22 protein-coding genes are annotated in these 24,813 nt (G+C 65.6%); 14 read left to right on the forward strand and 8 right to left on the reverse strand.

Annotated features, from left to right (window positions below; translation table 11 throughout):
• The first annotated feature begins 237 nt into the window (after positions 1 to 237).
• Positions 238 to 1,578 (forward strand): hypothetical protein, encoded by a 1,341-nt coding sequence (locus AB0D34_RS08120; protein ID WP_362658262.1) that lies wholly within the window; start codon positions 238 to 240, stop codon positions 1,576 to 1,578.
• Between the two features lie 463 nt (positions 1,579 to 2,041).
• Here AB0D34_RS08120 and AB0D34_RS08125 read toward each other — a convergent pair whose 3' ends face one another.
• Entirely contained in the window at positions 2,042 to 2,401 is a 360-nt protein-coding gene (locus AB0D34_RS08125) for a hypothetical protein (protein WP_362658264.1), read from the reverse strand.
• Positions 2,402 to 2,655: 254 nt separating this feature from the next.
• On the opposite strand from AB0D34_RS08125, the gene AB0D34_RS08130 reads away from it, so the two are divergent.
• The 3 genes from AB0D34_RS08130 to AB0D34_RS08140 all read left to right on the forward strand — a co-directional run bounded on the left by AB0D34_RS08130 (position 2,656) and on the right by AB0D34_RS08140 (position 4,144).
• The gene (locus AB0D34_RS08130) at positions 2,656 to 3,219 is read left to right on the forward strand and encodes a DNA-binding protein (RefSeq protein ID WP_356592416.1); all 564 of its coding nucleotides are present in this window, start codon (positions 2,656 to 2,658) and stop codon (positions 3,217 to 3,219) included.
• Between the two features lie 111 nt (positions 3,220 to 3,330).
• Positions 3,331 to 3,537 carry a hypothetical protein gene (locus AB0D34_RS08135; RefSeq protein ID WP_362658267.1) on the forward strand — a complete coding sequence of 69 codons (207 nt, stop codon included), beginning with the start codon at positions 3,331 to 3,333 and terminating at the stop codon, positions 3,535 to 3,537.
• Between the two features lie 37 nt (positions 3,538 to 3,574).
• The gene (locus AB0D34_RS08140) at positions 3,575 to 4,144 is read left to right on the forward strand and encodes a hypothetical protein (protein WP_362658269.1); all 570 of its coding nucleotides are present in this window, start codon (positions 3,575 to 3,577) and stop codon (positions 4,142 to 4,144) included.
• A 654-nt stretch (positions 4,145 to 4,798) separates the two neighbouring features.
• On the opposite strand, the gene AB0D34_RS08145 is transcribed toward AB0D34_RS08140, so the two are convergent.
• From AB0D34_RS08145 to AB0D34_RS08175, 7 genes are all read right to left on the reverse strand, one after another.
• Complete coding sequence (locus AB0D34_RS08145) at positions 4,799 to 8,203, reverse strand: hypothetical protein (RefSeq protein ID WP_362658272.1); 3,405 nt, start codon at positions 8,201 to 8,203, stop codon at positions 4,799 to 4,801.
• A 44-nt stretch (positions 8,204 to 8,247) separates the two neighbouring features.
• Positions 8,248 to 10,542 carry a hypothetical protein gene (locus AB0D34_RS08150; protein ID WP_362658275.1) on the reverse strand — a complete coding sequence of 765 codons (2,295 nt, stop codon included), beginning with the start codon at positions 10,540 to 10,542 and terminating at the stop codon, positions 8,248 to 8,250.
• Positions 10,543 to 10,597: 55 nt separating this feature from the next.
• Complete coding sequence (locus tag AB0D34_RS08155; protein WP_356592404.1) at positions 10,598 to 11,497, reverse strand: hypothetical protein; 900 nt, start codon at positions 11,495 to 11,497, stop codon at positions 10,598 to 10,600.
• A 934-nt stretch (positions 11,498 to 12,431) separates the two neighbouring features.
• The gene (locus AB0D34_RS08160) at positions 12,432 to 14,825 is read right to left on the reverse strand and encodes a DNA topoisomerase (RefSeq protein ID WP_362658278.1); all 2,394 of its coding nucleotides are present in this window, start codon (positions 14,823 to 14,825) and stop codon (positions 12,432 to 12,434) included.
• Between the two features lie 213 nt (positions 14,826 to 15,038).
• Complete coding sequence (locus AB0D34_RS08165) at positions 15,039 to 16,190, reverse strand: hypothetical protein (RefSeq protein ID WP_362658281.1); 1,152 nt, start codon at positions 16,188 to 16,190, stop codon at positions 15,039 to 15,041.
• Positions 16,190 to 16,594 (reverse strand): hypothetical protein, encoded by a 405-nt coding sequence (locus AB0D34_RS08170; protein WP_362658284.1) that lies wholly within the window; start codon positions 16,592 to 16,594, stop codon positions 16,190 to 16,192. Before AB0D34_RS08170 ends, AB0D34_RS08165 begins: the two co-directional genes overlap by 1 nt.
• 294 nt (positions 16,595 to 16,888) lie before the next feature.
• Positions 16,889 to 17,734 carry a hypothetical protein gene (locus tag AB0D34_RS08175; protein ID WP_362658286.1) on the reverse strand — a complete coding sequence of 282 codons (846 nt, stop codon included), beginning with the start codon at positions 17,732 to 17,734 and terminating at the stop codon, positions 16,889 to 16,891.
• A gap of 564 nt (positions 17,735 to 18,298) precedes the next feature.
• Here AB0D34_RS08175 and AB0D34_RS08180 point away from each other — a divergent pair.
• From AB0D34_RS08180 to AB0D34_RS08225, 10 genes are all read left to right on the forward strand, one after another.
• The gene (locus AB0D34_RS08180; protein ID WP_362658289.1) at positions 18,299 to 18,586 is read left to right on the forward strand and encodes a hypothetical protein; all 288 of its coding nucleotides are present in this window, start codon (positions 18,299 to 18,301) and stop codon (positions 18,584 to 18,586) included.
• Between the two features lie 25 nt (positions 18,587 to 18,611).
• Positions 18,612 to 19,199, forward strand: a complete 588-nt coding sequence (locus tag AB0D34_RS08185) for a hypothetical protein (protein ID WP_362658292.1) — start codon at positions 18,612 to 18,614, stop codon at positions 19,197 to 19,199.
• A gap of 366 nt (positions 19,200 to 19,565) precedes the next feature.
• Entirely contained in the window at positions 19,566 to 20,153 is a 588-nt protein-coding gene (locus tag AB0D34_RS08190) for a hypothetical protein (RefSeq protein ID WP_362658295.1), read from the forward strand.
• Positions 20,150 to 20,839 carry a hypothetical protein gene (locus AB0D34_RS08195; protein WP_362658298.1) on the forward strand — a complete coding sequence of 230 codons (690 nt, stop codon included), beginning with the start codon at positions 20,150 to 20,152 and terminating at the stop codon, positions 20,837 to 20,839. Before AB0D34_RS08190 ends, AB0D34_RS08195 begins: the two co-directional genes overlap by 4 nt.
• Positions 20,840 to 20,853: 14 nt before the next feature.
• Entirely contained in the window at positions 20,854 to 21,312 is a 459-nt protein-coding gene (locus tag AB0D34_RS08200) for a hypothetical protein (RefSeq protein ID WP_362658301.1), read from the forward strand.
• Positions 21,313 to 21,314: 2 nt separating this feature from the next.
• Positions 21,315 to 21,563, forward strand: coding sequence for a hypothetical protein (locus tag AB0D34_RS08205; protein WP_362658303.1), 249 nt, complete (start codon positions 21,315 to 21,317; stop codon positions 21,561 to 21,563).
• Between the two features lie 112 nt (positions 21,564 to 21,675).
• Positions 21,676 to 22,476, forward strand: a complete 801-nt coding sequence (locus tag AB0D34_RS08210; protein ID WP_362658306.1) for a hypothetical protein — start codon at positions 21,676 to 21,678, stop codon at positions 22,474 to 22,476.
• The gene (locus AB0D34_RS08215; protein ID WP_362658308.1) at positions 22,457 to 23,119 is read left to right on the forward strand and encodes a hypothetical protein; all 663 of its coding nucleotides are present in this window, start codon (positions 22,457 to 22,459) and stop codon (positions 23,117 to 23,119) included. Before AB0D34_RS08210 ends, AB0D34_RS08215 begins: the two co-directional genes overlap by 20 nt.
• Before the next feature lie 241 nt (positions 23,120 to 23,360).
• Positions 23,361 to 23,777, forward strand: coding sequence for a hypothetical protein (locus tag AB0D34_RS08220; protein ID WP_362658311.1), 417 nt, complete (start codon positions 23,361 to 23,363; stop codon positions 23,775 to 23,777).
• A gap of 76 nt (positions 23,778 to 23,853) precedes the next feature.
• Positions 23,854 to 24,636: a hypothetical protein gene (locus AB0D34_RS08225; protein ID WP_362658314.1), complete on the forward strand. Its 783-nt coding sequence runs from the start codon at positions 23,854 to 23,856 to the stop codon at positions 24,634 to 24,636.
• Positions 24,637 to 24,813 lie beyond the last annotated feature (177 nt).

Consider the following 24,813-nt stretch of genomic DNA (forward strand, 5'->3'; position numbering starts at 1 on the left):
GACCTCGACCGGGCACTCTTCCGACGACGTCGTGGTGGCGGCCGCGGCTGCGGCTGCGGACTTGGACATGACCCCTCCTAGGGACCGGAGTTCAGCGGCCGGGAACCCCGGCACGGCTGCGGACACCCACCAGCAAACCGGCCCCGGCCAAGACCCGTAAGACCCACCATGGGGACCCCGTCGTGGGGGTATCGTCGGCGCTGACGCCCGTCATCCTGCACGCGCTGAGGGGAACTCGTGGTGCATGACTTACCGCCGTCGCCGGCCCAGGTACCGCCCCGCCTGCTGCACGACCCGGCCTTCCTCACAGCCGCCCGCGAGCGGGACTTCACCACCCTCTTCGCGATGGCCCATCGCCACGGAGTCAGCTACTACCGGATCAGCGAAGCCAGCGGCATTAAGTCCGACCGCATCTCCCGGATCGCGCAAGGCCAAGGAACCGTGACGGCACTGGACACAATCATCCGGGTTGCGGACGCACTTCGGATTCCGGGTGCCCAACTCGGGCTCGCTGCGCGACCCTGGGAGAACAGCACCCCCCAGCCTCGTCTGGAGTCCGACGATGACGGAGACGCCCCCATGAACCGCCGCCAGATGCTGCGCGGCACGCTCGCAGCCGGTCTCACCGGGACCGCCCTCACCGCCCTGGCCGACACCCGCCAGTCCCTCGACCTGGCACTCGCCGCCGACACCGAACCCGCCGACCTCACCGACCTGGAGGCGGCCGCCGAAACCTATGGCTACGGCTACCACGGACAGCCGCCCCGCCAGGTCCTGGCCGACCTCGTCACCGACTTCGCCGAACTCAAGCCCCTGCTGAGCACCCCTCAGCCGGTCGCCACCCGCATCCGGGCGTGCCGCACGGCCGGGCAGATGGCTGGGATGGCGGCGATCGTCCTGCACGATCTCGGCGCCCGAAAGGCCTCCCGAGAGTGGTTCACCACCGCCGCAAAGGCGGCCCGGGAATCCGGTGACATGCAACTGCTCGCCTGGATCTGGGGACGCGAGGCCATGGTCCCGCTCAACTACGGTGCCCCCCAGGCCGCGTCGCTCCTGGTCGAGCGAGCACAGCGGGCCGCCGGCGACCGGCCGACCGCCGCGGCCACCCTTACGGCCGCCGTCGCCGCCCGCGCCTACGCCCTCAGTCACCAGGACGAACAGGCCCGCGACGCCCTCAAAGCCGCCGACGCCTACATGGAGCGGCTCGACGCCGGCGCCCGGGCCGACACCTGGTTCACCCACGGAGAGCAGAAACACCACGTGCACCTCTCCCACGCGCTCACCGCGCTTGGCGACACCGCCCGGGCCCGCGAGAGCCAGGCCCGCGCGCTGGAACTGTCCGCGCCGACCTCCACCATGACCCGCTCCCTGCTCCTCGTCGACGCGGCCGCCTGCACCCGCCACGACGGCGACACCGAAGAAGCGTGCAGGCGGACGACCGCCGTAGTGGCCAGCCTTCCCGACGCATACCGCACCGGCCTCGTCCACCGCCGCGCCCTCGATCTGTACCGCGCCATCCCTTCCCAGCACCACCGGGAGGCCGCCGTTCGTGAACTCCGCGACGTACTCGCCGCCTGAGGCCAGATACGGCGGCAAACGGCGGACACTGTCCCGCCGACGGACCAGGGCAAACGACAGCACGGCACGAGAAGTTCGCCACCGGCAGGTGGCTAGTGGGGCCCCGCAAGCCCTACAGCTTCTGCGGTCGAAACGCGTGGCCCGCTCCGGCACGGGACACTAGGGTCCTTATCCAGCAGTCGGTGAGGCGGCGCCAAGGCCGTAGGCCGAGGCGCCTTGTCGGACACCGAGTTCGCCAGCCGCCGCTGCGGGGCAGACCCGCCGGGCACACACGACCGGCAGGCAGCCGCAACGCGGACAAACCCACACTCCTCGAACGCACGGCGCAGCAGGGCTGCCGTCCCGTCGCATCAGCAGGATCCGCTGCTGTCGGCCCGACAGGACCATCCTCGCCGTGCGAGAGGGGACCGGAGTTCCTCGTCAGAGTCTCGGATGAGGTTTTGCCGCGGGGCTGGTTCCCTCCTCAGCCGAGAGGTAACTGACCGAGCGGGCGCCCCTGGTCGGCCCGTGCCTCCAACAGAACGGCTACGTCCGGTCCCCTCGTGAAGACGGGGCCGTCCCAGCGTTCTGGAACGGGTCCAGGTTCCAGACGCACCTGAGTGCCATGGGCGCTGGCGGCGTCGAAGAGGGCCTGCAGCACGTTTAGCCCTTCTAGATCGAGGGCGCCAAGATGAGCCTGCCACGTCTTCGTGGTGTCGTCGTACGATGCGATCGGGCGGAGCCGGTTCAGCTGCTCCTTCCATTGAGGAGCGGCGGCCGGCGCTGCCCACATGGTGGCCTTCAACACCCAACCCTGGTCAGGGGAGTTCGCCCAACTGGTCATGCTCTAACGGTAGATGTCGCCACTGACAGTGTCCCAGTCGGGTGAAACCGCGCTTGGCGCAGAACCTCCGCCGTGCCGAGCTACGCCTCTTCTGGCGCCCACCGTCAGCCCGAAAGAGCGTGGATGGTACCTCTCTCGGGGCCCGACACGGGTCTGTGTGACGGGCCTCGAGAGCTATGTGACAACCCACCTGGAGACCGCGCCGGCGCGCCTATCATCGATGCATGCCGTCGCCCCTTCCCACGTCCCTTGCTGTGTCCGACGCCATCACCCACTACCGCCAGCTGCGCGAGTTGACCGTCGACGAGCTGGCCTATGTGCTCCGGATGCTTGATCACCCGATCTCTGTCGGCGCACTCGCTGAGATGGAGCGATGCGCTCGTCCTGTGACCGTCGACGACCTCGTCGCGATTGCCCACGCGCTCGACACGACCCCCGCGGTGCTGCTGTCGCACATTCCCATCGAAATGCCGGAACCCGAGGGGCCCCTGGCCACCGGGCTCCCTAGGGACGTCGACCAGGCCGAGCTCCGTGCCTGGCTTGAGGGGAAGACCAAGCTCGACCGCGAGTCGCGGGTGGGCTGGTGGAAAGAGCGGGTCGCCCGCCTCAGGGTCCGGTCGGCGCACCACGAGGAGCAGCTGCAGGGCGCGTACGCGGAGCTGGGCGAGCTCGGTGATCTGGCGCTCCAGGAAGCAGACGCCCCGCTCGTGCAGCGTCTTCAGTGGCGCATCCAGGACGGCGAGCACGCACTCAACCAGTCCGAAGTCGCACTGGCGCTGACTGAACATCGACTCGACAACCTGCGAGAAGACGCCTGACCCTTTGAGTTCTGGCCAGTCAAAGTCGCCTATCCACAGGTGACTTTGACTACCTGTCTATTGCTAGGTGGTACATCTGGTACATCAAACTGCAATACTAATGGTGCACTTATGAATGTCTTCGCAAGTGCTGATGTACGAGAAGAAAGCTCGGAAGTCGGTCTGGTGCCCCTAAAAGGGGGCCAGCTTCGACTGCCGGGGGTGGGCGTGGTGCTCCTGGCACTGCTGTCGGCCGTGATGCTGGCTGCTGCAATCCTCATCCTGCTGTCGCCGCGTCAGACGCCTACGATTCAGCCAATGCCACCAGCCCAGAGCTGACCCAAACCGACTTTCCAGAACGATCGAAGGAGACGCCATGAACTCCACCAGGGCCGCACATGCGACGCGGACCAGGATCGCCGTGTCCGCCGCGGTCCTGGCCGCGGGTGCTCTCATGCTGACCGCCTGCAGCGGCAGCAGTGATGCTGCCTCCTCGCAGGGCCCCAGCAGCAGTCAGGCCTCCAGCTTCGACGGTGCCTACATCTCCATCACCGACGGGGCACGCGGCGGCATCGCCGCGATCAACGACCACAAGATCACGTACATCAACGTTACCGCTGGCGACCAGCAGTGCCAGTTGACCACGAAGGCCCTCGGCGACATCAAGCACGGCTCGATCGTCAAGGACGGCAAGACCGACAAGGGTCAGTACCAGGTCCTCTCGACCGGCACGATCAACGACAGCCGGACCAGCGTGCTCTGGGACGACGTCAACGGCTCCGACCAGACAGGTACTGACCCGGGATCCGGCTTGATCTCGATGTCGAACAGCATGATCACGGTCGGGTACACCTTCGCCTACTCGATCAACCAGGTCCAGCTCATTCCCGCCGACAGCGACCAGGCGAAGGCCTTGATGGCCAAGGACTGCAACCAGCAGGGCTGATTGCCGCACCACCCGGGCCGCACAGAACCCTGTGGACATCACGTCCACGGGGTTCTGTCTTATCTCTAAGACCTAATCCTGGAGCTGCTGCGCCCGGCACTCCTCAATCGTCTCCGGTGGCCGGCCGTACTTTGGCGCGTGCTGCTCGACGAAATGCAACTCAGCCCACCCCGCCGACTGCCGGACCCTCGACCGCGCCGCCACCCCAAACACCGTGCACTGATGGCGATGGTGATCAGATACCACGCGGCCAGGAACGCCATCAGCACCATAGGCAGACCGTCCTCGATCGCCGTGGTGACCAGAACGGCCAAGCCAGCGCTGTTGACCAAGAGGCTGGCCACGTACCCTTCGAACGTGCCGGACAGGCGCGCCAGAGTCCGCGGCTCCTCGCTATGCCGCACAGCGCGCACCATCTCGCCGACGAAGACCACAGTGGCCACGGCCGCCGCAGTGTTCAATGCGAGGTCACGAGTCCCGATGATCCACCATCGCACCGAGCGCCACCAGCCGCGCGGGAACTCGCCGCGAAGCCTCGATCCGAGCCTCATACTCTTCCCCTTCTCTTCCTGTCACGCAAAAGACGACGCACTCAGTGAGGACAACCGCAGTGGTCGTCCTCACTGAGTGCGTCAACCCTCCACGCTCGCCCGGTCAGTCCTGCGGTTCCTCGCGCCGACCCCGGCGAAGACCACCGGCCGGCCGCTGCTGCGGCTCCGAAGTCTCCACGCTCTGAGGGGCCGGATCGGCAACCCGGCGCGGACGGGGACGAGGGCGCAGAACCGGAGCCTGCCGCGGCGAAGGAGTCGGTGCAGGAGTCGGTGCAGGAGTCGACGTCTGTGGAGTCTGAGCCTGCGGGGCAGGCGTCTGGTGAGCCATCGGCGTCGACGCCTGGATCGAATCCGGCTGACGCGCTGCCTGCGTCCGAGCCGGAGTCCGCGTACCAAGGGCAGCCGGGGTCTGACTCGAGACCGGAGCGGCCGCGGGACGAGGCGCCGATGTTCCGGCTCCCAGTTGCCTCGGAGCCGGGGTGTCCAGTGCGGAGCGCGTCGGACGGGTGCTCGGCGCGGCCGGCTGCCCCGAAGCAGGGACAGGCACAGGACCAGGACCAGAAGTAGTTCCTCCGCTGAAGTGTTGCGATGCAGCCTGCTGGTTGTTGCCCTGCTCGCTCTGCGCACCCTGGGTACCCGTGCCGAACTGCGTCGGGCCCGTCTGACCGGCGACGGGGTTACGGCCTCCGCTGGTCGTAACAGAACCAGTGCCGCCGGCGCTGCTCTGCCCATGAGCGCCACCGCGAGAGCTCGGCGGCTCCGTGGTCGAGGCCAGGACCTCACCGGGGATAACCTTGTCGCCGCCCAAGGCGTACCCGAGATTCGACAGGCCGCCCTGGTTATTGAGATTCTGTGCCGTCTGCTTGTCCGAGTGCGAGCTGCCTGCTCCGCCACTGGTCAGCTGGAGCGGACCACCCTTGTCGTCGGGACCGTCGCCCCGGCCAGCCGCGCCCAGAGCACCAGCAGGACCGCTGCTGCCCGGCAGGGCCCTGGCGTTGTCACCGCCACCGGAGCCTCCGCTACCAGGACCACCGTCGAGCGCCGGGCTGTTCGGATCGCCTGGACCGCCCTCTCCGCCGCCCTCCAGAGCAAGCGCCTGCTTGCTCGCGGTGAGCGTCGGGGCGTTGCCGTTCGTGCCGCCGGCGTTCGTCGATGCTGTCTTGCCCTCGGGCTTGCTCGTGCTCGGAGCCGCCGGGCTGCTGGTCTTGCTGTTGAACCCGTTGGCGAGCTTGTTGCCCATGGCCATACCCGCGCCGGACCCTGCACCTGCAGCCAGAGCGGGCATCAGCCCACCCTTGTCCGGCTTTGGCGCGGTGTTGGTCTCCAGGAACTTGTCCACGAGCTTGGTGACCACCTCGTCCATCGCCTGCAGCACCGTCTTGCGGACCCGTAGCAGGGCGAAGGTGATGCCCATGATCATCAGCGACGAGATGAGCGTCAGGATCACCACGATGATTCCGCCGAGGGCGGCGCTGCCCCACAGGCCGCCCGGGCTCATGAAGCTCGACACGGGTCCGGAAATGATGTCGGGGACCGAGATCAGGAACTCCCCCACGAACTGGTACAAGAACAGCGTGATGAGGACCTCCAGGATCAGCGCCATGGAGTAGACGATTACCTTGGAGATCGCGGCCATCGCGCCCAGCGTTGCGAACGGCACGGCTGCCACGAGGCCGAAGGTCCTCTTGATTGCGCCGGCCAGCATGCCGATGGCGTACCAGAAGCCGAGCAGGACGATAGAACCCAGGACCGTGGCTGCGTTGGACCAGTACATGAACTTCGCCGGCCCCGTGCCTACCTGGCTGACGGCCATGTGATTCTCGCGGGTGAAGCCGGACGTGGCGTTGTTCGAGCTGTACATGTTCAGCGAACTGGGGCTGAACCCGGTGTTGAGGTAGTTGTACGCCGCCAGGGGAGACAGGTTGCACGAGGAGGGCGTCTTGCCCACCGTGAAGCCGCAGTTGCTCTTCGTCCCGGTCGTCGTGAAGTCCGTCGAGTCCTTGCCGGGACGAGAGGAGGTCAGGCCCGTGCCGTCGGTCGAGATCACCGGGTGATCCACCGGTTTCGGTCCCTCCTCCTCACCGAAATCCTCCACGTCGCCGTAGCTGTCCTTGTCGACGAACCAGCTCTTCTTGACATCCGCGCTCTCGTCCAGCTGCGTGATCGAGCTCTTGATCCCCGACTCGAAGTCGGAGGCCGCGATCTCGTTGCCGGCGATGTACTTGCCGATGATCCCGAAGGTCGAGAACACCGCCTTGAAGTCATCCGACGCTCCGGTGCCTACGGAGACTGTGCCGTCCTTCCAGGCCGACTCGGCGTCGTTTGTCTTCGTGCCGATGCTGATGCCGTTGTAAGTCGCTCCGTGGGACTGCTTGTTGATCGCCAGCGCGCTCGTGCGCACCGACATCATCGCGTCAGAGCTCGCCTGGTCGCCGTTCCAAGAAACCATGGCCTGGTCCGGGATTCCGAGGCGGTCGTTCATCATCCACGCCTCGAAGTCGACGTAGGTGCTCAGCACGACGCGCGTCGGACCGGCATGCTGGCCGAGAACCGAGTCGTCGAACTTGTCGAGCACGCTGGTGTACATCGAACCAATGAGCGGCAGGCCGACGCCGATGAAGACGACGCGCACGATGAGTTTCTTGATCGCGGAACCCCGGTCCATCTTCTTGAACATGACCAGACCGATGAGCAAGAAGCCGACGAAGATCGGCACGAGCGCCTGCCATGAGATATCGACAAGCAGGCCGTACCAGCCACTGATCCAGTGCTGCAGACCCGAGAGCGCGCCACCTCCGGTGTCACCTCCCGTCATCCCGTCGGCGAAGGCCGGATTGACCGCCGCGACCGCGCTGTAAAACCACATGAAGGGGTTGATGAGCTTCAGGAACTGGAGGATGACGTAGAACAGCGTGCCGACCGCCAGCGCCAGGGCGTAGAGGTTCCAGATGATGGAGCCTCCGATCACGCTCACGATCTGGCCGCCGATGCCCGAGGACATCGTGTCCAGGCCAAGGTCGTTGTTGGCCGCCCCGAAGTGCGCGTAGTCGAGCATGCCCGAGTATTTCGCGTTGCCCTTGTCGTCTTTCGCTGCCAGGGTCTCGTACGTGACGGTCTGCGAGGACCCCGAGACCTCGGCGAAGAACCAGCCCACGATGTTGCCCAGACTGAAATCCGAGTCGGCATAGCCGAGCATGGAACCGCCCGAAGCAGGACTGCTCGTGACCGGCTTCCAGTTCTCGTGCATGCCCTCGTCGTTCGACGGCGAGTTCTTCTCGCTGAAGTACGAGCTCGCATTCGAAGCCAGCTGGTAGAGGCTGTAGTTGTCGCGCTCCTTCTGGTCGTCCGCAGACGCCGGCGAAGAGGTCGCCATCATGAGGACCGGCACGAACAGCACGGCGAGGAGCACGAGGGCGAGCCCGCGTGCGAGCCTGCCCTGGCGGGCTCGCACGCCCCCGTGGCCGGCCCAGGCACGCAGCCGCGCCACCGCCGTGATCGTCCCGTTCATCGTCTCTCCCCTACTCCTTGCCTCCGTATTAGTGCTGAACTCGCTCATGCCTTGACCAGCTTGTTCGACTTGGGCTTCCTCGCTGGCTGTCCTGCGCCGTCCTCGGGCTGCTGCAGGCCCTTCTTGCCGTCGGGGCGCTTGCCCCCGTCGCTCGGGCCCGCGTTAGCCTCGCCGTTGCCGCCCTCGCTGTGCTTCCGGATGCTGGTGAGGCTCGCGCCCGGTGCCGGCTTGTCGTGCATGATCGCGTTCATTCGCGCCGCCTCTTCGGCTCTGGCCGCCTCCAGGTGGACCTGCCTGCGCTGGGCCTCGCGGTAGGGGTTGATCCCCAGTGCCAAATCCAGGTGGAAGACCACGTTGGAGACGCCCCGGCGCAGGTACGTGAGGTTCTCGCCCTTGGTCGTGATGAGCTGGGCAAGATCCGGAGGAATCCGCTGGTGCAGCTGCTTCTGGTACTCAGCCACCGTGCCGTCGCGCATCGGGCCGAAGAGCGTGTAGTCCGCGGCGTCGAACTTGTTGAAGTCGCTGTCGGCCAGCATCCTGTCGAGGTCGTTGTAGCTGTAGACCACCCGGCCGCCGCGCTCGTGCATATGGTCGAGCTGGTCCTTGATGTACTTCTTCACTCGGTCGTTGATGTGCTCAGTCCCGTGGATGATGACCGTGTCGCCGAGGCCCAGCTTGCCGACGGCGAAGCCAATGACGTTCACCAACTGCGCCATCGCCACGCCCTTGCCGCGGCGCATGAGTCGCGAGAAGTCGTAGACCACGCGCCGGGAGTCCCGGACCCCGTCCACGGCCGAGGCCGTGTGGTTGTTGAACAGGTCGCCGTTGGTGCTCAGCATCGCGTTGGCGATGCCCCTGAGCACGTTATAAGCGCGCAGCTGGTCCGGGTCGGTCTTGCTGGAGTTCAGCAGTGCCTTGTGCGCAGTTGCCACGTAGGAAACAAACATCTGAAGACGCGGCACCTGGGTGTGCGGGATGTTCACCACGCGCAGGCGGTGACGCTGCTCCTTGGCGTTGTGCCGCCACATGCCCTGCTCGATGTAGAAGTCGGTCGCGGTGTCTTCGAGGGCACTGCGGATGATCGAGCCGATCGCTCCGTCGCTGGTCTCGTAGAGCTGCTCGAACATCAGCTTGAGCTTTTCCATCTGGGCGGAGAAGACTGTCAGCTCGTCCTCCTCCTCGCCGAACATCTCGAACATGTTCACGTCACCCTGATTCAGGTCCACGCGCGAGGTGAGGCGCTCGAACTTCGGGCCGAGTTTGTCGAGGTTCGCTCCGTCGAGGATGAGGTGGACGACCCGGCCGTTGTTCAGCAGCGCCGCCTGCGAGATTTTCGAGCACCACATGTTGGCCACCCGCTGGCGGTCCAAGTACTCGCTGAGTGTGGCGTCGGCGACGACCGCGTGGTGGTCGTAGGCGTTGACGTCCATGAGCACGGCGCTGTTGTTGACGTCGCCGACCATGTAGCCGACGTACTCGCCGCCTCGGTCGTTGAGGCCATTGGTCACCAGCGAGTACGAGCCGGCCAGCTCGGTCGAGGTGAAGTGGAAGCCCTTGCCCTTCTTTTTCTCGTTGTTCTTCCACAGGCCCGCGAGCTCCTGACGCTGCTCGCCGGCGTAGGGCGCAGCCTTCAGCGTGCCGAATCGGTCGATGTACAGACGGGTGATCCGGTCGATTGTGTCGTCCAGGGTCGCCAGATCGGGGGCCTTGAGGAAGAGCCGGTTGTGCACCGAGAGGTAGCTCGCACCGTCCTGGATCTCGCCGATCGTGATCCCGAGATCACCGGAGATCTTCGCGGCCTTGCGCTTGGAGGAGGTCGTGCCTGTCTCCTCCTGCTCGTTCGCATCCAGCCGGTCCAGCTTCTCCGACTGCTTGGTGTACGAGTCGATCCACTTCTCATCCATCCGCTTAATCTGCTCAAGCACGACGGCGGTGACCCGCTCGTCCAGGCCGTCCGGGATCCGGTCGATGCCCCAGAAGGCGGCGAAGTTGTCGTGCGCGGCGTCGTCGTGGAAGTACGCCAGGATGCAGGCAACCGAGCCGTCGACCTCGAAGTAGTCGGAGCGGAAGAGGTACTTCTCCTTCGGCTTCAGCGCGAGCAGATGAGGATAGGCGTCGAATGTGCCCTGAAGGTGCTTCACCTCCCGACGGCGCTGCCACCAGTTCTTCTCCGGCTCGGCGGCCTCATCGGCTGCACCGTCCGCCAGCGCAGCGTCCTGCACGTCCTCGGCCTGAGCAGCAGCATCCGCGCGCAGATCATCGACCACAAGCTCCGCGGTCTCATTCGTCTCGGCAGGCTTCTTTCCCGGAATGCCCAGCTGTGCCCGGACTTTCGTCATCAGCGCCATGGTGTCCTTCGTTCGTTCCTCGTCGTAGTGATCGGCCTGGCGCTGGTCAGTTCAGCGACGCCTTGAAATCGAGCAGTTCGTCGTCGATGCCCTGGTAGAAGACCCGGAGCATCGGCAGGGCCTCCTCGCGGTCGAGCATCGTGGCTTCCTTGATCATCAGAGTCGAGCCGCCGACCTCGGCCTGGAGGACCTGGTGCCCCTTGCGCAGTGCGTCGGCGTTCTTGCCCTTGAGCAGCAGGTACTGGTGGATAGAGGTGAACTTCCCGCCCACGTGCTGCGTGAGAATGTCGTACTGCTCGTTCTGCAGCTCGATCAGATCGGGATCACGGACCTGCAGGGCCCGGTTGCGCCGTTCCAGGTTCGCCACCTGGTGGTAGATCCGCTGCGGCTCCTTCGTCGTGATGAAGCTGTGCTCGCAGGTCGTCTCGACCTTGCGCCAGAAGGAGTCGACCCGGTCGAGGATCCCGACCCGGTCCTCGTCGAAGAGCAGGTAACTAGCCGAGCCGACGACTAGGTAGACCTGGCCTTCACCGCCGTCGGAGAAGCGGATCAGCCCGTCCTCGTCGATACCGTCGATGCCGACGATTGAGTAAAAGTCCGTGGGGTTCGAGCTGCGGCGCGTAAAAACGTGACGGGCCTTCCGGGGCAGATACGCAAGAAGGGCCGGCACCCGCATGATGCGCAGCTCCTTCGTCTTCATCAGCCCGCCGAAGTAGGCGATCGCCGATAGTCCCCAGAGGACGAAGAACGTGATGGAGACTGGGCCCGAGCTCGCGACGAACGTCGACGTGCTGAACCACAGCAGGACGAGGATGCCGCCGCCGAAGAAGAGCAGCTGCTTGATCGGGGAGGGCTTGGCCGCCCAACCTCCCTTGCTCAGCGTGATCTCGTGGTCGAGGAAGCTCCTGTTCAGCGAACTCGGCACCTTATAGGACAGTTTCGCCATGAATCTCTCATCTCCCCCACTGTCACAATGGTCATTGCTCGACCTATTGAAAAGCTTTCATGTATGAGGTCTGCGAATGACATCCTATCTCAGATAGGGTATCTGAATCGATGGAGAAAGGTTCTTGAATGATGTCTGACAGGGCAGTCGCGCCGCGGAAGTAGAGGCGCTCGGCCCATCGCTACTGCCTCGAAGGGCGGAACGTCGTCGCCCAGGTCGAGCACGGCCAGCGCATCAGCTGAGCCGTCCCGGTCGAGGATCTCCTGACGGACCGGCATCCCACCGGGCACTGACTTCTCCGAGTGCCGGAAGTGGTAGTGCCCGCCGAGGCACAGCGGTTCCTTGGTCGGATCGAGCACCGAGAGCACCCGTGCGGTGTGTACCTGCTGCGCCTCGCGCGCGTACGCCAGATCGTCGGCGTGCCAGCCGTGGCTGTTGCCGAGCCATCAACCTCGGGACCGCCAGCGCCTGGTGGGCGAGCACCACATCAGGGCTTGCCCCGGCGTCTGGAAGACCCGCCGCTTGCTCGTCCGTGAGCAGCTCAGCCTCCCCCAACACGTCAGGCCCGGCATCCGTACGCACAGGTCGACACTCGCGGCCCCTGCCAGCCAGCCGACGGAGTGCTGGTCGGCGCTCACGAGACTGGAGCGGGGGAGGAGCGCCAGAAACAGTCCCAACCAGCAGACCCGGACCCGTTGCGCGACAGCGTGCCGATTACGTCGTAGTCCTCGTGGTTGCCCAACATGAAGTGCAAGCGCACGCCCAGCACGGCGAACTGCTCGTTCAATGCCTCCAGAGCCCGGATTGGATCTCGCTGCGCATTCCGCGCCAGATCGCCCCGAAGTCGCCCAGCTGCACCAACGAGTTGCAGCCTCTCGACGCCAGCGTGAACAAGCTGCAGTGGGCCCCGAGGTCCGGGACCCGCTGCAGCTCGTCAGTGCTCGTTCGGGCGCGAGCTGAACGACGGCACGATCTTCTTCTTGCCGCGCTCTTTCTTCCAGGAGACGGCGGCATCGAACGTCTTACCTTGAGCCGAGATGAAGCCCTTACCCTGGATCGTCTTGCCGGCCGCCAAGTCACGCCTTTGCGCATCGGTGAAAGTCACCTGGCACCAGGACCGCGGTGGCTCGTCGCCAGAGCCGAAATCGGGGACGATCTTCTTCGCCTTCGCGTCCCAGCTGACCTTGCAGCCGAAGGTCTTGCCGGACCTCGCGCTGACAAAGCCATCGATCTCCAGCGCCTGGCCCGCCAGAAGCGCCGTGACCTCCGCCGGCGTGAACGTCCGACCGGACCACTCCGTCGGCTTGTCGGCCACCTCCAACTGGAACCCGACGAACTTGCGGCCCCTGAAGTCGCCAACGCCGAGCGCACCGGTGGCCGTGAACGGCTTGTCCCTCTTCGACCTCGCCTCGAACGAGATCGTCTCGCCCGCGAGCAGCTTCGCCACCTCGTCATCGTTGAACTCGTGGCCCGACCAGACCTTCTTGAACGCGACCTTTTTCGGCCCGCCCGGAGCGGCCTGCCACACACCCTCGGCACGCGCAGCGACCACCTGCTCCTTCAGGCCCAGCTGGGCGCGCATGGACGCAGCGTTCTTCTTCATCGTGACGATGTCCTCGCGCACCCAGTCAGCGACGACGGCCAGGCGCTCCTCGGCCGTCGCCGTCCCGGCGGCGATATCGCGCATGTCGGTGTAGACCTTCTCGGTGAGCCCGAGGTCGCCGATACGCGTGCCTGGCAGGAGCCGCCAGCTCATCTCGCCGGCCTGCGCGAGCCTGAGCTTTCGGCCCTTCTCCGTCAGCAGCGGGTACTTCGCCTTGCCATTGGTGACCTCCGAATACGTCGAGGTGCGGGTCGCGCCCGTGCCCACGTCGCGCTTCTCCAGCTGCTTCATCAGCCACTTCATCGTCGGGTGCTCGGGGCGCTTGTTCGCGCCCTCGAAGATGAACGGCTCCGCAGTCCGGCCCAGGCCCTTGCCGGACTCGTTCTCGTCACCCTCGGCCGTGTCGTCGCCGGCGTCCGGATCGAACACGGCCCGCCAGCCGGGGCGCTTGGGCACATTGGCGATGCCGACGAAGCCTGGGTACTTCTCCACGTGGCCCTTCTGCTGCTCGTAGAGGTAGTCCTCGGCGAGCATGGCCAAGTAGTTCTTCGCGAGCATCTCGTAGATGAGCCGCCCGGCCTTGCCGTACCTGTGCTCGACCTCGTCCAACGAGGAGGGCACCTTCAGGCCCGGACGGTTCGCACCATGCGCGCCCTGGGGCTGCACGTGTGTGGACCGGGGTTGGCGATGCGTCAGAAGGCCAGCGTCGACGCCGACCACGGCGGCGATCTTGTCGACCAGAGGGGCAAGGTCCTTGAACTGCTCAGGCGTGATCGTCTTGTCTTCGGTGCGCGGGTACGAGACGACCTGGTCCTCGTACATCTTCTGGTAGGTCGAGAGCGTCAGGTTCGCCTTCACACCCTTGTCCACGAGCATCGAGGACAAGGAGGCGAGGTCGAGCAGCTTCGGCGGCGCGGTCTTCTTGCCCGACTTGCCGTCCAGGACGACAGCGGAGGGGCCGTACTGCCGCGGCACCTGGCCCTTCTGGTCGAACCGCGGCTCGTCCGGGTTGGTGTACATGACGTCGTTCTCGTCGCGGAAGCGGTTCTGGAAGAACGGCTTCTTGACGTACGCGTCATGAGCCTTCTGCTGGTCGCCGACGAGGGAGACCATCGCCGACTTCAGCCGGCCCTGGCGCAGCACGAGGTCCTGACCGGACTGGCGGCCCATTGCCGTGGCGATACGAGTGAACTGCATCGAGAGGAAGTCCCACTGCGAGCGGTACATCGCCTTGCGGTAATCGCCCTCGTCCTGCATGGACTTCACCGGCCGGCGCTGCTCGAAGGCCTTCTGGATCGACGCCTTCGACTCATCGGTGAACTCCATGCGGCTGAACTTCTTGCCGTGGAAGCCGAGTTCGTCGATCGCCTCCCAGAAGAGCAGGTCACCCTCGCCGGACGGATCCAGGTCCGTGGCGATGACGATCTCGGCACCGCGGCCGAGTGCCGCACGCAGAGCCTTGATGACGTCTGCGACGTTCTTCTGTGGTTCGCGCTTCCACGTCAGGTGCTCCGGATCCCACGGTAGGTTGCCCAGGTCCCACTTCTGATAGGCATCCGCGAGCGAGGAGTCCACCATCGCGTGCGGCTGGGCGAACTCGTAGAGATGACCCCTCAGGCTCGCCACCTCGTAGGCCGTGCCCTTGTAGTTGCCCTTCGCCCCGCCGAGGGCGCTGGCCATGTTCCTCGCTGCGCTCGGCTTCTCTGCGACCACGATCGCAACCATGTCGACTCCTTCTCGCGTTGACTCGGAACCGAGTTCGAGCCTACTCGAAAACAGAGTCGAATTAGGACGGAAAGGAGTGTCAAAGGGATTTGGGTGGTGGATAGACATGTAACAGGCCGAGGTGCACCGGGTCCTGGGCGCGGAGGCCCAGACCCCTGCCGCACGTCTTACAGCGCTGCCGAGCGGAGAAGAGCTGTTCCTTGCTCGCCGTGGTCACCGCATCGGCCGTCCGTCTCGCTCGCGTTCAAGCTTCAGCTGCTTCCTGGTCGCCTCCCGGGCCTTGTCCCGAAAGTAGATCGCCTCCTTGTGTGTGATCGGCGCGTCATGGAGGTTGTGCGAGCCCCGCAGGAAGTTCTCCGTCCGGTCGGCGATGGAGTACGCCAGCGCCTGCTCGACCACCGCGCTGGTCTGGCGCACCTCGCCCAACTCGTCGCGCAGCTTGCGCAGCAGCCCGTCCCGCTCGCGTTCAGCGGCCTCGATGTTCGTCAGGCGTGCCACCACGCTGCCCAGCAGCGGGTCGCGGGAGCGGAACAGCTCGACGGCGCGCTGGGTGGCAGGATCGGCATCAAGGTGCAGGTCGAGCTGCGCCAGCAGGAACGCCGTCACCAGCGTGCCCTGGCTCAGGCGCTGGCTGAACTCCCGAGCAGCGCTGTCGGTCACGCCCAGCTCACGGACTGCGGCTGCTCGCATCTGCTCCCGCAGCGCGTTCACGATGCTTCCGGGCAGCGCCTTGATATGCGGCTGGCTCTGCACGCCGGCGAGCCGGAAGCCCGACTGGGGGAGCGTGGCGGCTGTGTCGGTGGTGCTGCCCGTGCCCGCCTTCGAGACCGGACTCTGCACTGCGTCCTGATGGTCGGTGAGCTGGAGCGAGCCGGGCGTTACGTGCCCGGGTTCATCCGGTTTGGCGACGACGTCGTGAGAAGTGACTTCCGCCGCGACAGCGTCCTCGACATCCGGCGGTGCCCCGGGAGCCGGAACAGCATCAGCCGCAGGGCCCGCCGGGGCGCCGCTCGGGAGCACCCCGGCAGTTCCTCCCTGTCCACTGCCGTCACCACCACGCTGACTGGATCCGCCGGCCCGCTCGGAGTCTCCGGCGTCGAGCTCGTGGTCCGGCTCCTGGTTCGGGCGATCTGCTTCGGCGTCCAGGCCGGAATCAGACAGCGGATCTTCAATCTCGAGTTGAGAGTCGACGTCGCCGGCCTCATCGAACTGCACCCTCGGCTCGGGCTGCGCAGCCTGGGCCTGGACGCGCTTCAATTCCTCGCTCCCGCCGCGCCGGTAAGCGTCGAGGAAGGACGTGTCCACGTCCATCACCTCGTCGGTGGGTGTGGCCGCTTCCAGCATCTCTGTGAAGTCCCGGCTCATCAGAGCTCACCGTCCTCGTCATCCAGGAGGTAGTTGTCGCCGCGGGTGAGTCCGATGAGGGAGTCGAAGCCTGTGGTGACGACGCGTTCGAGGTTCGCCGAGTTCTTCGCCAGTGCCGCGACCTGGTCGACAAGTTCGTTGAGTCGCGCGATCTCCAAGGTCGGCAGGTCGTAGTCGAGGTTCTCACGCCGGATCTTCTCGGCCACCGCCTCGGCCACGTACTCGTTCACCGAGGAGAACCCGCGCTTGTCAGCCCAGTACGCCGCGCGCTGCTTGTCGTCCGGATCCAGCCGGACGAACATGCCCCGGCGACCACTACTGCTGCTCTGCGTCGCACCCGGCGGCATCTTCTTCGTGCCGCGCACGGGCTGCGTCGTCTTGTCCGATTCCTGCGTGACGGTCATGCGCGGCTTCTCCTTGACCTATTCGACTGATCTATGAGGAGACCATATCAACGTTACTGCATAAGTCATCTTCCCTCTTTGCCTTTCTTCTCGAATGCCAGTAGAGTCGCAGCCGTGCCCAGCCAGTTCCCCCCTGGCGGCGCATCCCCGCAGCAGGTGGCCCAGCTCGATCCTTTCCTCTTGGGCGGGGTCACCTGCTGCGGACCACACCCGCCATCACGAGTTGGTGGGAAGAGAAAAGGTCCCGGCGCGATGTGTCGCGCCGGGACCTTCTTCTATCTGATGGGGCCCCCACTAGGAGCGGGGCGTGAGAGTCGGCGTCGCAGTCGCCGCGCAGTCGACGAGCCCCTGGGCGAACCTCGGCGACTGCCAGATCGCCTTGTCCTTGTCGCTGGGTAGATGCTCGACGATGGACCCAGCGCCAAGGCGTGCGCCGCCGGCGAAGAAGTGCAGCGCCTCCTGACTGAAGCCCGCGCCGTAGACCAGAGTCGACATGCACGGGCCGGCCGCCGCGTAGGCCTCCTTCTGGCCCTCGTCCCGGGCATAGGAGGAGAACATCGAGACCAGACCCTTGATGAGCTCGATGGACGAGTTGACCGGCTGATCCTCGCGGACCGGATAGACCGGCTTCAGATTCAGCTTGCCCGCCACGGGCTTCGACACCACCGTTGGCTCCTTGTAACTCTGAGCCTTAGGGCTGCTGTTGCCGCTCGGCGGCACGGCCTTGTCGACGCACGCGTCGAAAGCCTCGCGCAGCGACCGCGAAGCCAGGAGCGCAGCGTCGTCCTTGCTCACCTTGTTCAGTCCGTTGATGACTGCGCCCGTGTCGTCGCCGTCGGTCTTGACGATGTAGGCCAGCGCCTCCTCCGGGATTCCTGCCTTCCGCACTGCGCTGGCCAGGCAGGGCCCGCCGGCCTTGCTGGGACTCCCGGCGCCCTGGAAGGCGAGCTTGTCCAGCGCCTTGCCGAGGGCCTTGTCGGTGACCTTGGCAGTGCTCGTGGCTGGGCCCGGCGCAGACGACGACTGCGTCGCCTGGGTTGTGCTGCCGTCGCCGCCGGAGCATCCGGCGGGCAGAACGCCCGCGGCCACAGCGAGTGCTGCGGCCGCGGGCGCAGCCTTCCTCGTTCTCCAGGTCTTCATCACTTCTCGCTTCGCCTCTCCTGTCGCCGTCCAGTCTGATTGGATCGACTAGTCTTCGAAGGCATCCTATCTAGATGCCTATTGAATGACGGTCGCCGATGAGTCAGAATGCCACGAGATAGGGGGTGCAGAGGGCGCGCCGAGCAGGGCTCGGGCGCGCAGGGTGCCTGCGGGTCTGTTCGGCGCTTGGGGATCAACGGAGTTGATCCGGAGGGCCCGGTGACACGTCATGCGCGTGTCGGCTGCGGGGGACCCCCTGTCGGGCGGCTGTTCGTGGGCTTCTCATCCCACCCCGCGAAGGGCTGCTCACCATGACTCTCTAGCCTCGCGTCCCGTCGCTTCCGCCGATGCTCTGGCGGCGTGTGGCGGTTTGGTCGCGACCGCCACAAAGGTGCTGCCGTCCGTCATCGAAAAGGGAGGAATCCGCACCGCATGACCAATTCCCGCCGGAATCAGGCCACCCTCCGGGCCGAGCGACGGCGTGGGCACCGGCTATGCCTCGAACCCGAAGACCAACGACCGGCGCTGCTACCCCTGCGCGGACGCCTGGCAGCGGGAGTAGAGATGAAGACGGCCGACGTATGGACCGGCTACATCGGCTACACGGGCGCCGCCCGCTCACGGTTCGCCTCCTGGTCCAGCGGCGTGCTGGGCAAGGTCACCAGCTATGTGACCGAGGAGGGAATCAGGTACACGCCCAACGGCCATTACCGGATGCGGCATGTGACCGTGCGTACGCCCGACGGCTCGACCTGGCGGGGCCCGAGGCGGCACCGCCACGGACGCGAACACGATCCGACGAGTGGCCAAGAGGGATTCCGACGGCGGCAACGGTCCGAAGGTTCTCCGTGACCTGCTCAAGTTCTAGGGGGAGTTCATGACCCGTGCCCGACTTCCGTACGAGTGGGACGGAAAGACACCGATCAGCCGCGCCGACACAGGCACCACGATCAAGGTCCAGGGTTTGGAACTGATCTATCAGCGCACGGCATCCGGGCACACGCCCGCCAGCACGACGCGCTACTTGATCCTCGGCACGCGCCCGTCCATGCCACGCAGCGAGGCGGCCCTGGTCGACGACCACGGCAACCGCTGGCAGACGGGCTGCGCTTACGTCAACCCGAAGGGCACCTTCGGCTCGGGATTCGAGCGGATGGTGTGCTGGCCGCTGGGTGAGGCCGACGCCCGCGACGGCCGTGCCAGCTACCACATGCAGCAGCAGCAGCGGCGGCCGGTCGGGTCCGACAGCGAGTGGGAGGACTGGAAGTCCTCGTTCTCGATCAGGGCGACCGGATGGAGTGGGCAGCCGCACGAGTTCAAGGCCGAGGCGCTGGCATTCCTACGCTGGCTTCCGGAGGAGCAGCCGGCCTACGAGTGGCGCGGCCGAGTCCGCGTCTGGGTGAGCGAGTTCGCCGGCCGACCGCACACGGTCTACCCGGACGGCACCGTTGTGCCCGACGACTGAGTCGGCCTGCTGTGGTTCTTCATGCTCCAGCAATAGGTACCCCCGGCCGGTGACCAACCGGCCTCATGGGTCGACACAGCGACCCGGTACATATAACTCAAGCCGCCCCGGAATTCCCGTGAAACCGATCCGGTGGCCGAGTACTGCGTGCGACACATGCGAGCACGCATGTGTAAAGGCACGCCCCAATACCGCGTGAAGGTCCGCGAGTTCAAGGGGCGCACAATTCGTCTGGCATTCGTGGTGCACATCGACGGCATTCGCACAGCAATCGACGTCTGGGCTAACGGTAGTCCAGGACGCAGCAGAAACGCCGCGTCCCGGGCTGCCGACTGTCAGCCGAAATCCGTTTTCCGAGGAGGAACGATGACCCACCACTACAAGCGGCCCGAGAAGTACTACGTGACACCCGGAGAAACCGTCGTCGTCAAGTGCGTTGCATCCGAGTGCATGATGAGCATGGGGCTCACCGACAAGTTCATGCCGGTCACCATCCTGGACAGCGGGTACGGGCAGATGCGGGATCCGCAGGTCGGTCACGACTACTCCATGCCGACCCCGCTCAGCTGGATCAGCCGCTTCCACGAGGACACCAACGGCCGGTACGGGACCGAGGTCTACGAAATCGGCGTCGGGCACACCGTCACCCACGCGACCGGCCGCTTCTACCTCTACGTGGAAGGCAAGAAGCTCTTCGGCGTGCAGTCGCTCCGGTTCGAGGAGATGCGCGATGCAGCCCAGGAGATGCACGCGCGGGACATCCCCACCGCCGAGGTCCGCTTCGTGGAGAACAGCCGCATCCTGCCCACCTGGTGGTCCCGCTCCGTCGTCGTACCGCTCGACACCGAGGTCCGCGAGCACGTCACCCGCACCTATCGGGACACGTGGATCGACCTGCCCACCCACTTCAACCTGTTCGCCGGCCGTCACCGCTTCCAGGAGGACGGAGCATGAGCGTGGTCGGATATCAGTACGGCGTCGACAACCTGTGCCCTTCGTGCACGGTCGGCAGGATGCGGGCCAACGGAATCACGGTCGCCCGCAGCAGTGACCACGAGGCAGCCATCAGCAGGGCGGCCGAACGGGTCGGGGTCGACTTCTCCGACGAACGCTCGTACGACTCGGACAGCTTCCCGAAGGTGATCACCAGCCAGCAGCCCATCACTGAGCTGACCGAGCTGCCGGGCGGTGAGCACGGCTACATTCAGGACGAGCAGTGCGGCAACTGCGGGAAGTGGCTGAAACTCGGGGAGAAGTCACCCAGCGAGGCCGGGCTGACGCGATACGTCCGTGACAGCTACGAGCTGCCGCACGCCCTGGCCCGCGAGATCGCCGGGGAGCTGCGCAAGTGGGGGCTGACGCACCCGGAGTTCATCGACGAGGGCAACGTGCGCCAGGCCGCCGCGATGTTCCCGCACGACTACGCCACCGTGCACGGGGTGGGCAACCCGCAGCGCATCGTCCTGCTGCCCACGCCGCAGTACGACGACGACCCGTGCTTCTACTGCGAACAGCCGTGGGAGAAGCACATGTTCACCTGCAAGACCTGCGGTGTCGACGTGCCGGCGGACATGCCGCACTCCCACCAGCCCCGGGTCAAGAGGCAGATCAAGTTCCGTGCAGTCAAGCCCACCTCATGAGAGGGACCACGCCCGTGAGCACCGAGGGATACAACACCAACGCCGCCTACCACATTCTGGTTGGCATGCTGGCCACGCTTCGGGGCGCCAAGGCAAAGGGACCGAGACTGTCGGCGACCGAGATCCTGTTCCTGAAGCACTTCGGTGCGATCGACGAGGCGGCCCGCGAAGGCGGCCGGATGCCGGACGCCTGGCACGCCAAACCCGGGATGCAGACCGACCACCCGCACATGACCGTGCGCGGCTGCTCCGGTGACCGTGTCATCTCCGAGGAGAACCGCACCATCCTGAAGGGCAAGGCGGCCGAGCTGCGCAACGCGCTCCAAGCGTGGAAGCAGCTCAAGCGCGAGGGCGACAACCCGCGCGGTCTCCGCGAGGAACTGGAGCGCGTGGCCGATGAGGCATCGAACCTCGCCAAGCATCTCCAGGTCCTGGGCGTAGTCGACGGTCTTTTCGAGGGTTGGGAGATCTGACCTTGATTCTTTTGATGGGCCGCTGGGACCACGGCGGAAATCTCCACATCGAGTCGTCGGACGAATTTCCCGACGACGTCCCGGACGAGACCATCACCGCCCTGGTGGATGGGCAGGATGACCAGTCGTGGTCCGCCTCATTCCTGGCCAACGGCCACGAGCGTGCGTTGCAGGAAGCATACGAAACGTTCGTCAAGGACGAGGGCGGCTCCCTCATCGACGAAGCCTGGGGCTTTCAGGTCGACGAGTAACAGCCGGGCCTGGTCAACGAGCAGCGGATGCCGTCCTCCCCGATGCGGTATTCGGCGGGTTCGATTCCCACACCGGGCACTCAGAGGCCATAAGTATTGAGGAGGGAAATTCATGAGCGGACACGGTAGCAAGCGCGCGGTTCACGACGTGATCATCGCGACCCTCGAAAAGGAAGGACGCAACCCCCACGCGTACAACATCGCCGGAATCATGCGCGACGCCTTCTACGACCGGGGACCTGGAAACGGCTACTCGGCTGAGAGCGAGGAGCATTGGCGCGCAGCCGTCACGAAGCACCGCCGGCCCTTCGGTGTCGGTGACCTGGTGCGCGTGGTCCTGGAGGTCGATGGGCAGACCGAGTTCCACTACGGTCCGATCGCGCAGTTCCGCAAGGCCAACGGGGGCAGCTACCGGGGCACGCCGGTCAAGCCGCACTCCGCGTATATCGAGCTGGAGCACCACCCGAGTTACGGCCGTACGGTTCCGCTCGCCGAAGTCACCCCGATCCAGGACGACTTCGAGTTCATCACGGACCCCGTCGAGGTCCACCGTGGCGCCTTCGGACCGGGCGGAATGCTGTGGTGCATGGGCTGCCCCCGCCCGTTCCCGAATCCCGCGGCCGTGAAGGTGGTCCACAAGGCAACCGGCGAGAAGACGCAGCTGTGCGACACGCACAACGACGACGAGCAGTTGGCCCGGCTCGGCCACCAGCCGCTGTGGAACGCGCGCGGTAGCCGGGACACGATCGAGGAGCTGGCGCAGAACCCCGAGGCCCTCGTCGGCCCGGTCGACGACTGGGACGCACACAAACTCCGCGAGTGGGCCGACCTGTTCCCGTACCTCGTGCCGGAGAAGGCGGCAGAGCTGTACACGCACTGGAAGGAAAACCAGAGTGCACAGGTCGCTGCCTGAAATCCGCGTCCGCATTCAGCACCCGGACGAGCCCGACGCGTACCCGTGGTGGGAATTCGACACCGAGGACGCAGCCGCAGTTCGCGAGTGCCGTCGATTCCCTTACACGGTGCAGGTGTTCAACGATGCTGGTCGCCTCGTGGGTGACCTCTCCAACCTGGTGGCCGGCCCGGGTATCGAGGGCACCTACCGCGTCGGCCCGTGGGCCATTCAGGACGCTGCGGTGGCCTACTACGTCATCGACTGCTGGACGTCCGCGTGCGGTATCGAACCGGGCAGCCTGTTCCGATTCGTCGGAGCCGTCTTCCAAGTACTGGGCGCCGAACACATCTCGCTGGGGTACGGCGATGTCGGCTACGCGACCGGCTACCTGATCTGCCAGGCAACCAGCGGCGGTCCGCTCATTCGGATCTCCCTCCTGCACGCCACGCGCCGGGTGCTGGGGCTGGAAGCGGCCAAGTGCGTCGAATGCGGAGGCTGGGCCACGCACACGCTGCGAACCGAGAACCCGGACCCTGTCCCGTACGAACCTGAGTGGGAGTGCGAGCACTTTTGCGAGCCGTGCGGCACGGTCCACGTCATGACGAACCGAATCAAGCGTCTCAACGGTGTGTTGCTGAAAGGAATTCTCGATGCGGACTGAGGCTCGGGGTAGCGGATCGACCACCCAGAAGCGCACGGAATGGCCGGGGGATACGACAGCGTATTCCTCGGTGAGCCCGACGGCCAGTGGTGGCGGGCCGCATGTTCCGAGGCAAGTGCATGTGCGACGGTTTCGGTGAGAACGGCAAGGTTCCACGCATCCGGATACCGCCCCCGTGTCGCGCTGAGCGCGGTTACAGAGGTGGGCCGCTTTTTCATGCCTGAATTCGAAAGGACACCCTATGGCGACTTCCCGTAACGCGAAGGCTCGGACCGTGAAGCTGGGCGAACGGCGCACCTTGCTGGAGGAGATGCCCGACGGCCGCCCGATCATCAACGGGTCGATCTACCAGATGCAGCACCAGGTGTGTGTGCCCGGTGGCTGGGAGACCGTAGCCGTACAGCAGGTGATTGGGGCGGAGAACCAGGCCGGCGAATACGGACCCGCCGGCCAGATGCTGGAACCCGGCCCGGTGCGCCAGCATGCGGCGGCGCTCTTCGACGAGGCAAGCAAGGCCCTGCGTAAGCACCCCTACGGCCGCCTGTCCGAGCTGGTGTCGAAGGTGCAGCTCCAGGAAGGCACCGGTGAGGTCGGCGGCTGGGACGACAACGGGGTGGTCGTGGAAATGGCTCACCTGCTGCGCGATCTCATCGTCTGACCTCACCGGAACAGCTCATGTAAGGCCCGTGGCTGACCCAGGAATTCGCTCCGGCTAGCCCGGCACGAGCGAGCCCATGCTCATCGACTGGCCCAGCCGGTTCAGCAAGCACGACTACGACATTCTCAGGACCACACTGACCTGGCTGCATGGGGGCGACCGGGTGTTCTCCTACACCTTCCCGCTCACCCGCGAGCAGGCCCTGTCGGTCGTTTACGACGACGCCGGTTCAAAAGGAAAGGGGAATCTCATGTCCGGACGAGACATCATCGACGTCCGCAAACTTCTGCCCTACTACAAGGCCGACCTCAACCATCTGCTGCCAGTGGAGCAGTCGTTGCACGGTCGCCATGAGCTGATCATCGGCGACATCACCCGGTACCGCGCAGGCATTGAGTATTACGCACCGATTGCCCCCGCCGAAGACGGCGGACTCCGGGGCGGCACACTCACCCTGGGCGAGGCGCAGGCCCGCCATATCTACGCTCAGCTCGGTGAGCTGTTCAAGCGTTGGGACCTGGAGAACGAGCGTGAGGCCGAATGGTCAAGCCGCCCACACTTCAGTGCCTGGATGACCTACGGCACCGGTCACCTCTCTCAGCCACACATGGATGTGTCGGTATGGCAGGACAAGCTGACTGGCAAGCACCCGGGGGACGAGCGAGCATGGTCGCCCGACTATGACACGCCTGCTGCGTTCAGCGAGCGCACCACGATCGCCGCCAAGGGCGGAGACCCCGAGGACGGCAGGCGCGAGGCTGAGCGGCTTCTGAGCGCTGCTGGGTGGCGAGTGATCGGCGATTGGCGAGACGCCGACGACATGGCACTGATCGTTAGCGTCGCCCGCACAGAGGCCTGAATCGCCGCATCTGTGGGCGTGTTGCAGCACCGACTAACAACAGTTGCCCACTGGCAGCGGCATCGTCTTCACATCCCCGTCCGCCGGGGCCAGCTCAGGGACCTCCACCATCGAGCTGGCCCGCGTACGGATCGAGCGCAGACGCACCGGATTCGCGTTGCGCCGCGCCTTCGCCCA

The sequence above is a fragment of the Streptomyces sp. NPDC048420 genome, from assembly GCF_040651535.1.
GTDB lineage: Bacteria > Actinomycetota > Actinomycetes > Streptomycetales > Streptomycetaceae > Streptomyces.

Bases quoted from the DNA above. Each gene is read 5' to 3' on its own strand.
- AB0D34_RS08210 (WP_362658306.1), top strand. From the start codon at position 21,676: ATGAGCGGACACGGTAGCAAGCGCGCGGTTCACGACGTGATCATCGCG.
- AB0D34_RS08185 (WP_362658292.1), top strand. From the start codon at position 18,612: ATGACCCGTGCCCGACTTCCGTACGAGTGGGACGGAAAGACACCGATC.
- AB0D34_RS08220 (WP_362658311.1), top strand. From the start codon at position 23,361: ATGGCGACTTCCCGTAACGCGAAGGCTCGGACCGTGAAGCTGGGCGAA.
- AB0D34_RS08225 (WP_362658314.1), top strand. From the start codon at position 23,854: ATGCTCATCGACTGGCCCAGCCGGTTCAGCAAGCACGACTACGACATT.
- AB0D34_RS08135 (WP_362658267.1), top strand. From the start codon at position 3,331: ATGAATGTCTTCGCAAGTGCTGATGTACGAGAAGAAAGCTCGGAAGTC.
- AB0D34_RS08175 (WP_362658286.1), bottom strand. From the start codon at position 17,734: ATGAAGACCTGGAGAACGAGGAAGGCTGCGCCCGCGGCCGCAGCACTC.
- AB0D34_RS08195 (WP_362658298.1), top strand. From the start codon at position 20,150: ATGAGCGTGGTCGGATATCAGTACGGCGTCGACAACCTGTGCCCTTCG.
- AB0D34_RS08125 (WP_362658264.1), bottom strand. From the start codon at position 2,401: ATGACCAGTTGGGCGAACTCCCCTGACCAGGGTTGGGTGTTGAAGGCC.
- AB0D34_RS08190 (WP_362658295.1), top strand. From the start codon at position 19,566: ATGACCCACCACTACAAGCGGCCCGAGAAGTACTACGTGACACCCGGA.
- AB0D34_RS08180 (WP_362658289.1), top strand. From the start codon at position 18,299: ATGAAGACGGCCGACGTATGGACCGGCTACATCGGCTACACGGGCGCC.
- AB0D34_RS08145 (WP_362658272.1), bottom strand. From the start codon at position 8,203: ATGAACGGGACGATCACGGCGGTGGCGCGGCTGCGTGCCTGGGCCGGC.
- AB0D34_RS08150 (WP_362658275.1), bottom strand. From the start codon at position 10,542: ATGACGAAAGTCCGGGCACAGCTGGGCATTCCGGGAAAGAAGCCTGCC.
- AB0D34_RS08165 (WP_362658281.1), bottom strand. From the start codon at position 16,190: ATGAGCCGGGACTTCACAGAGATGCTGGAAGCGGCCACACCCACCGAC.
- AB0D34_RS08160 (WP_362658278.1), bottom strand. From the start codon at position 14,825: ATGGTTGCGATCGTGGTCGCAGAGAAGCCGAGCGCAGCGAGGAACATG.
- AB0D34_RS08140 (WP_362658269.1), top strand. From the start codon at position 3,575: ATGAACTCCACCAGGGCCGCACATGCGACGCGGACCAGGATCGCCGTG.
- AB0D34_RS08170 (WP_362658284.1), bottom strand. From the start codon at position 16,594: ATGACCGTCACGCAGGAATCGGACAAGACGACGCAGCCCGTGCGCGGC.
- AB0D34_RS08155 (WP_356592404.1), bottom strand. From the start codon at position 11,497: ATGGCGAAACTGTCCTATAAGGTGCCGAGTTCGCTGAACAGGAGCTTC.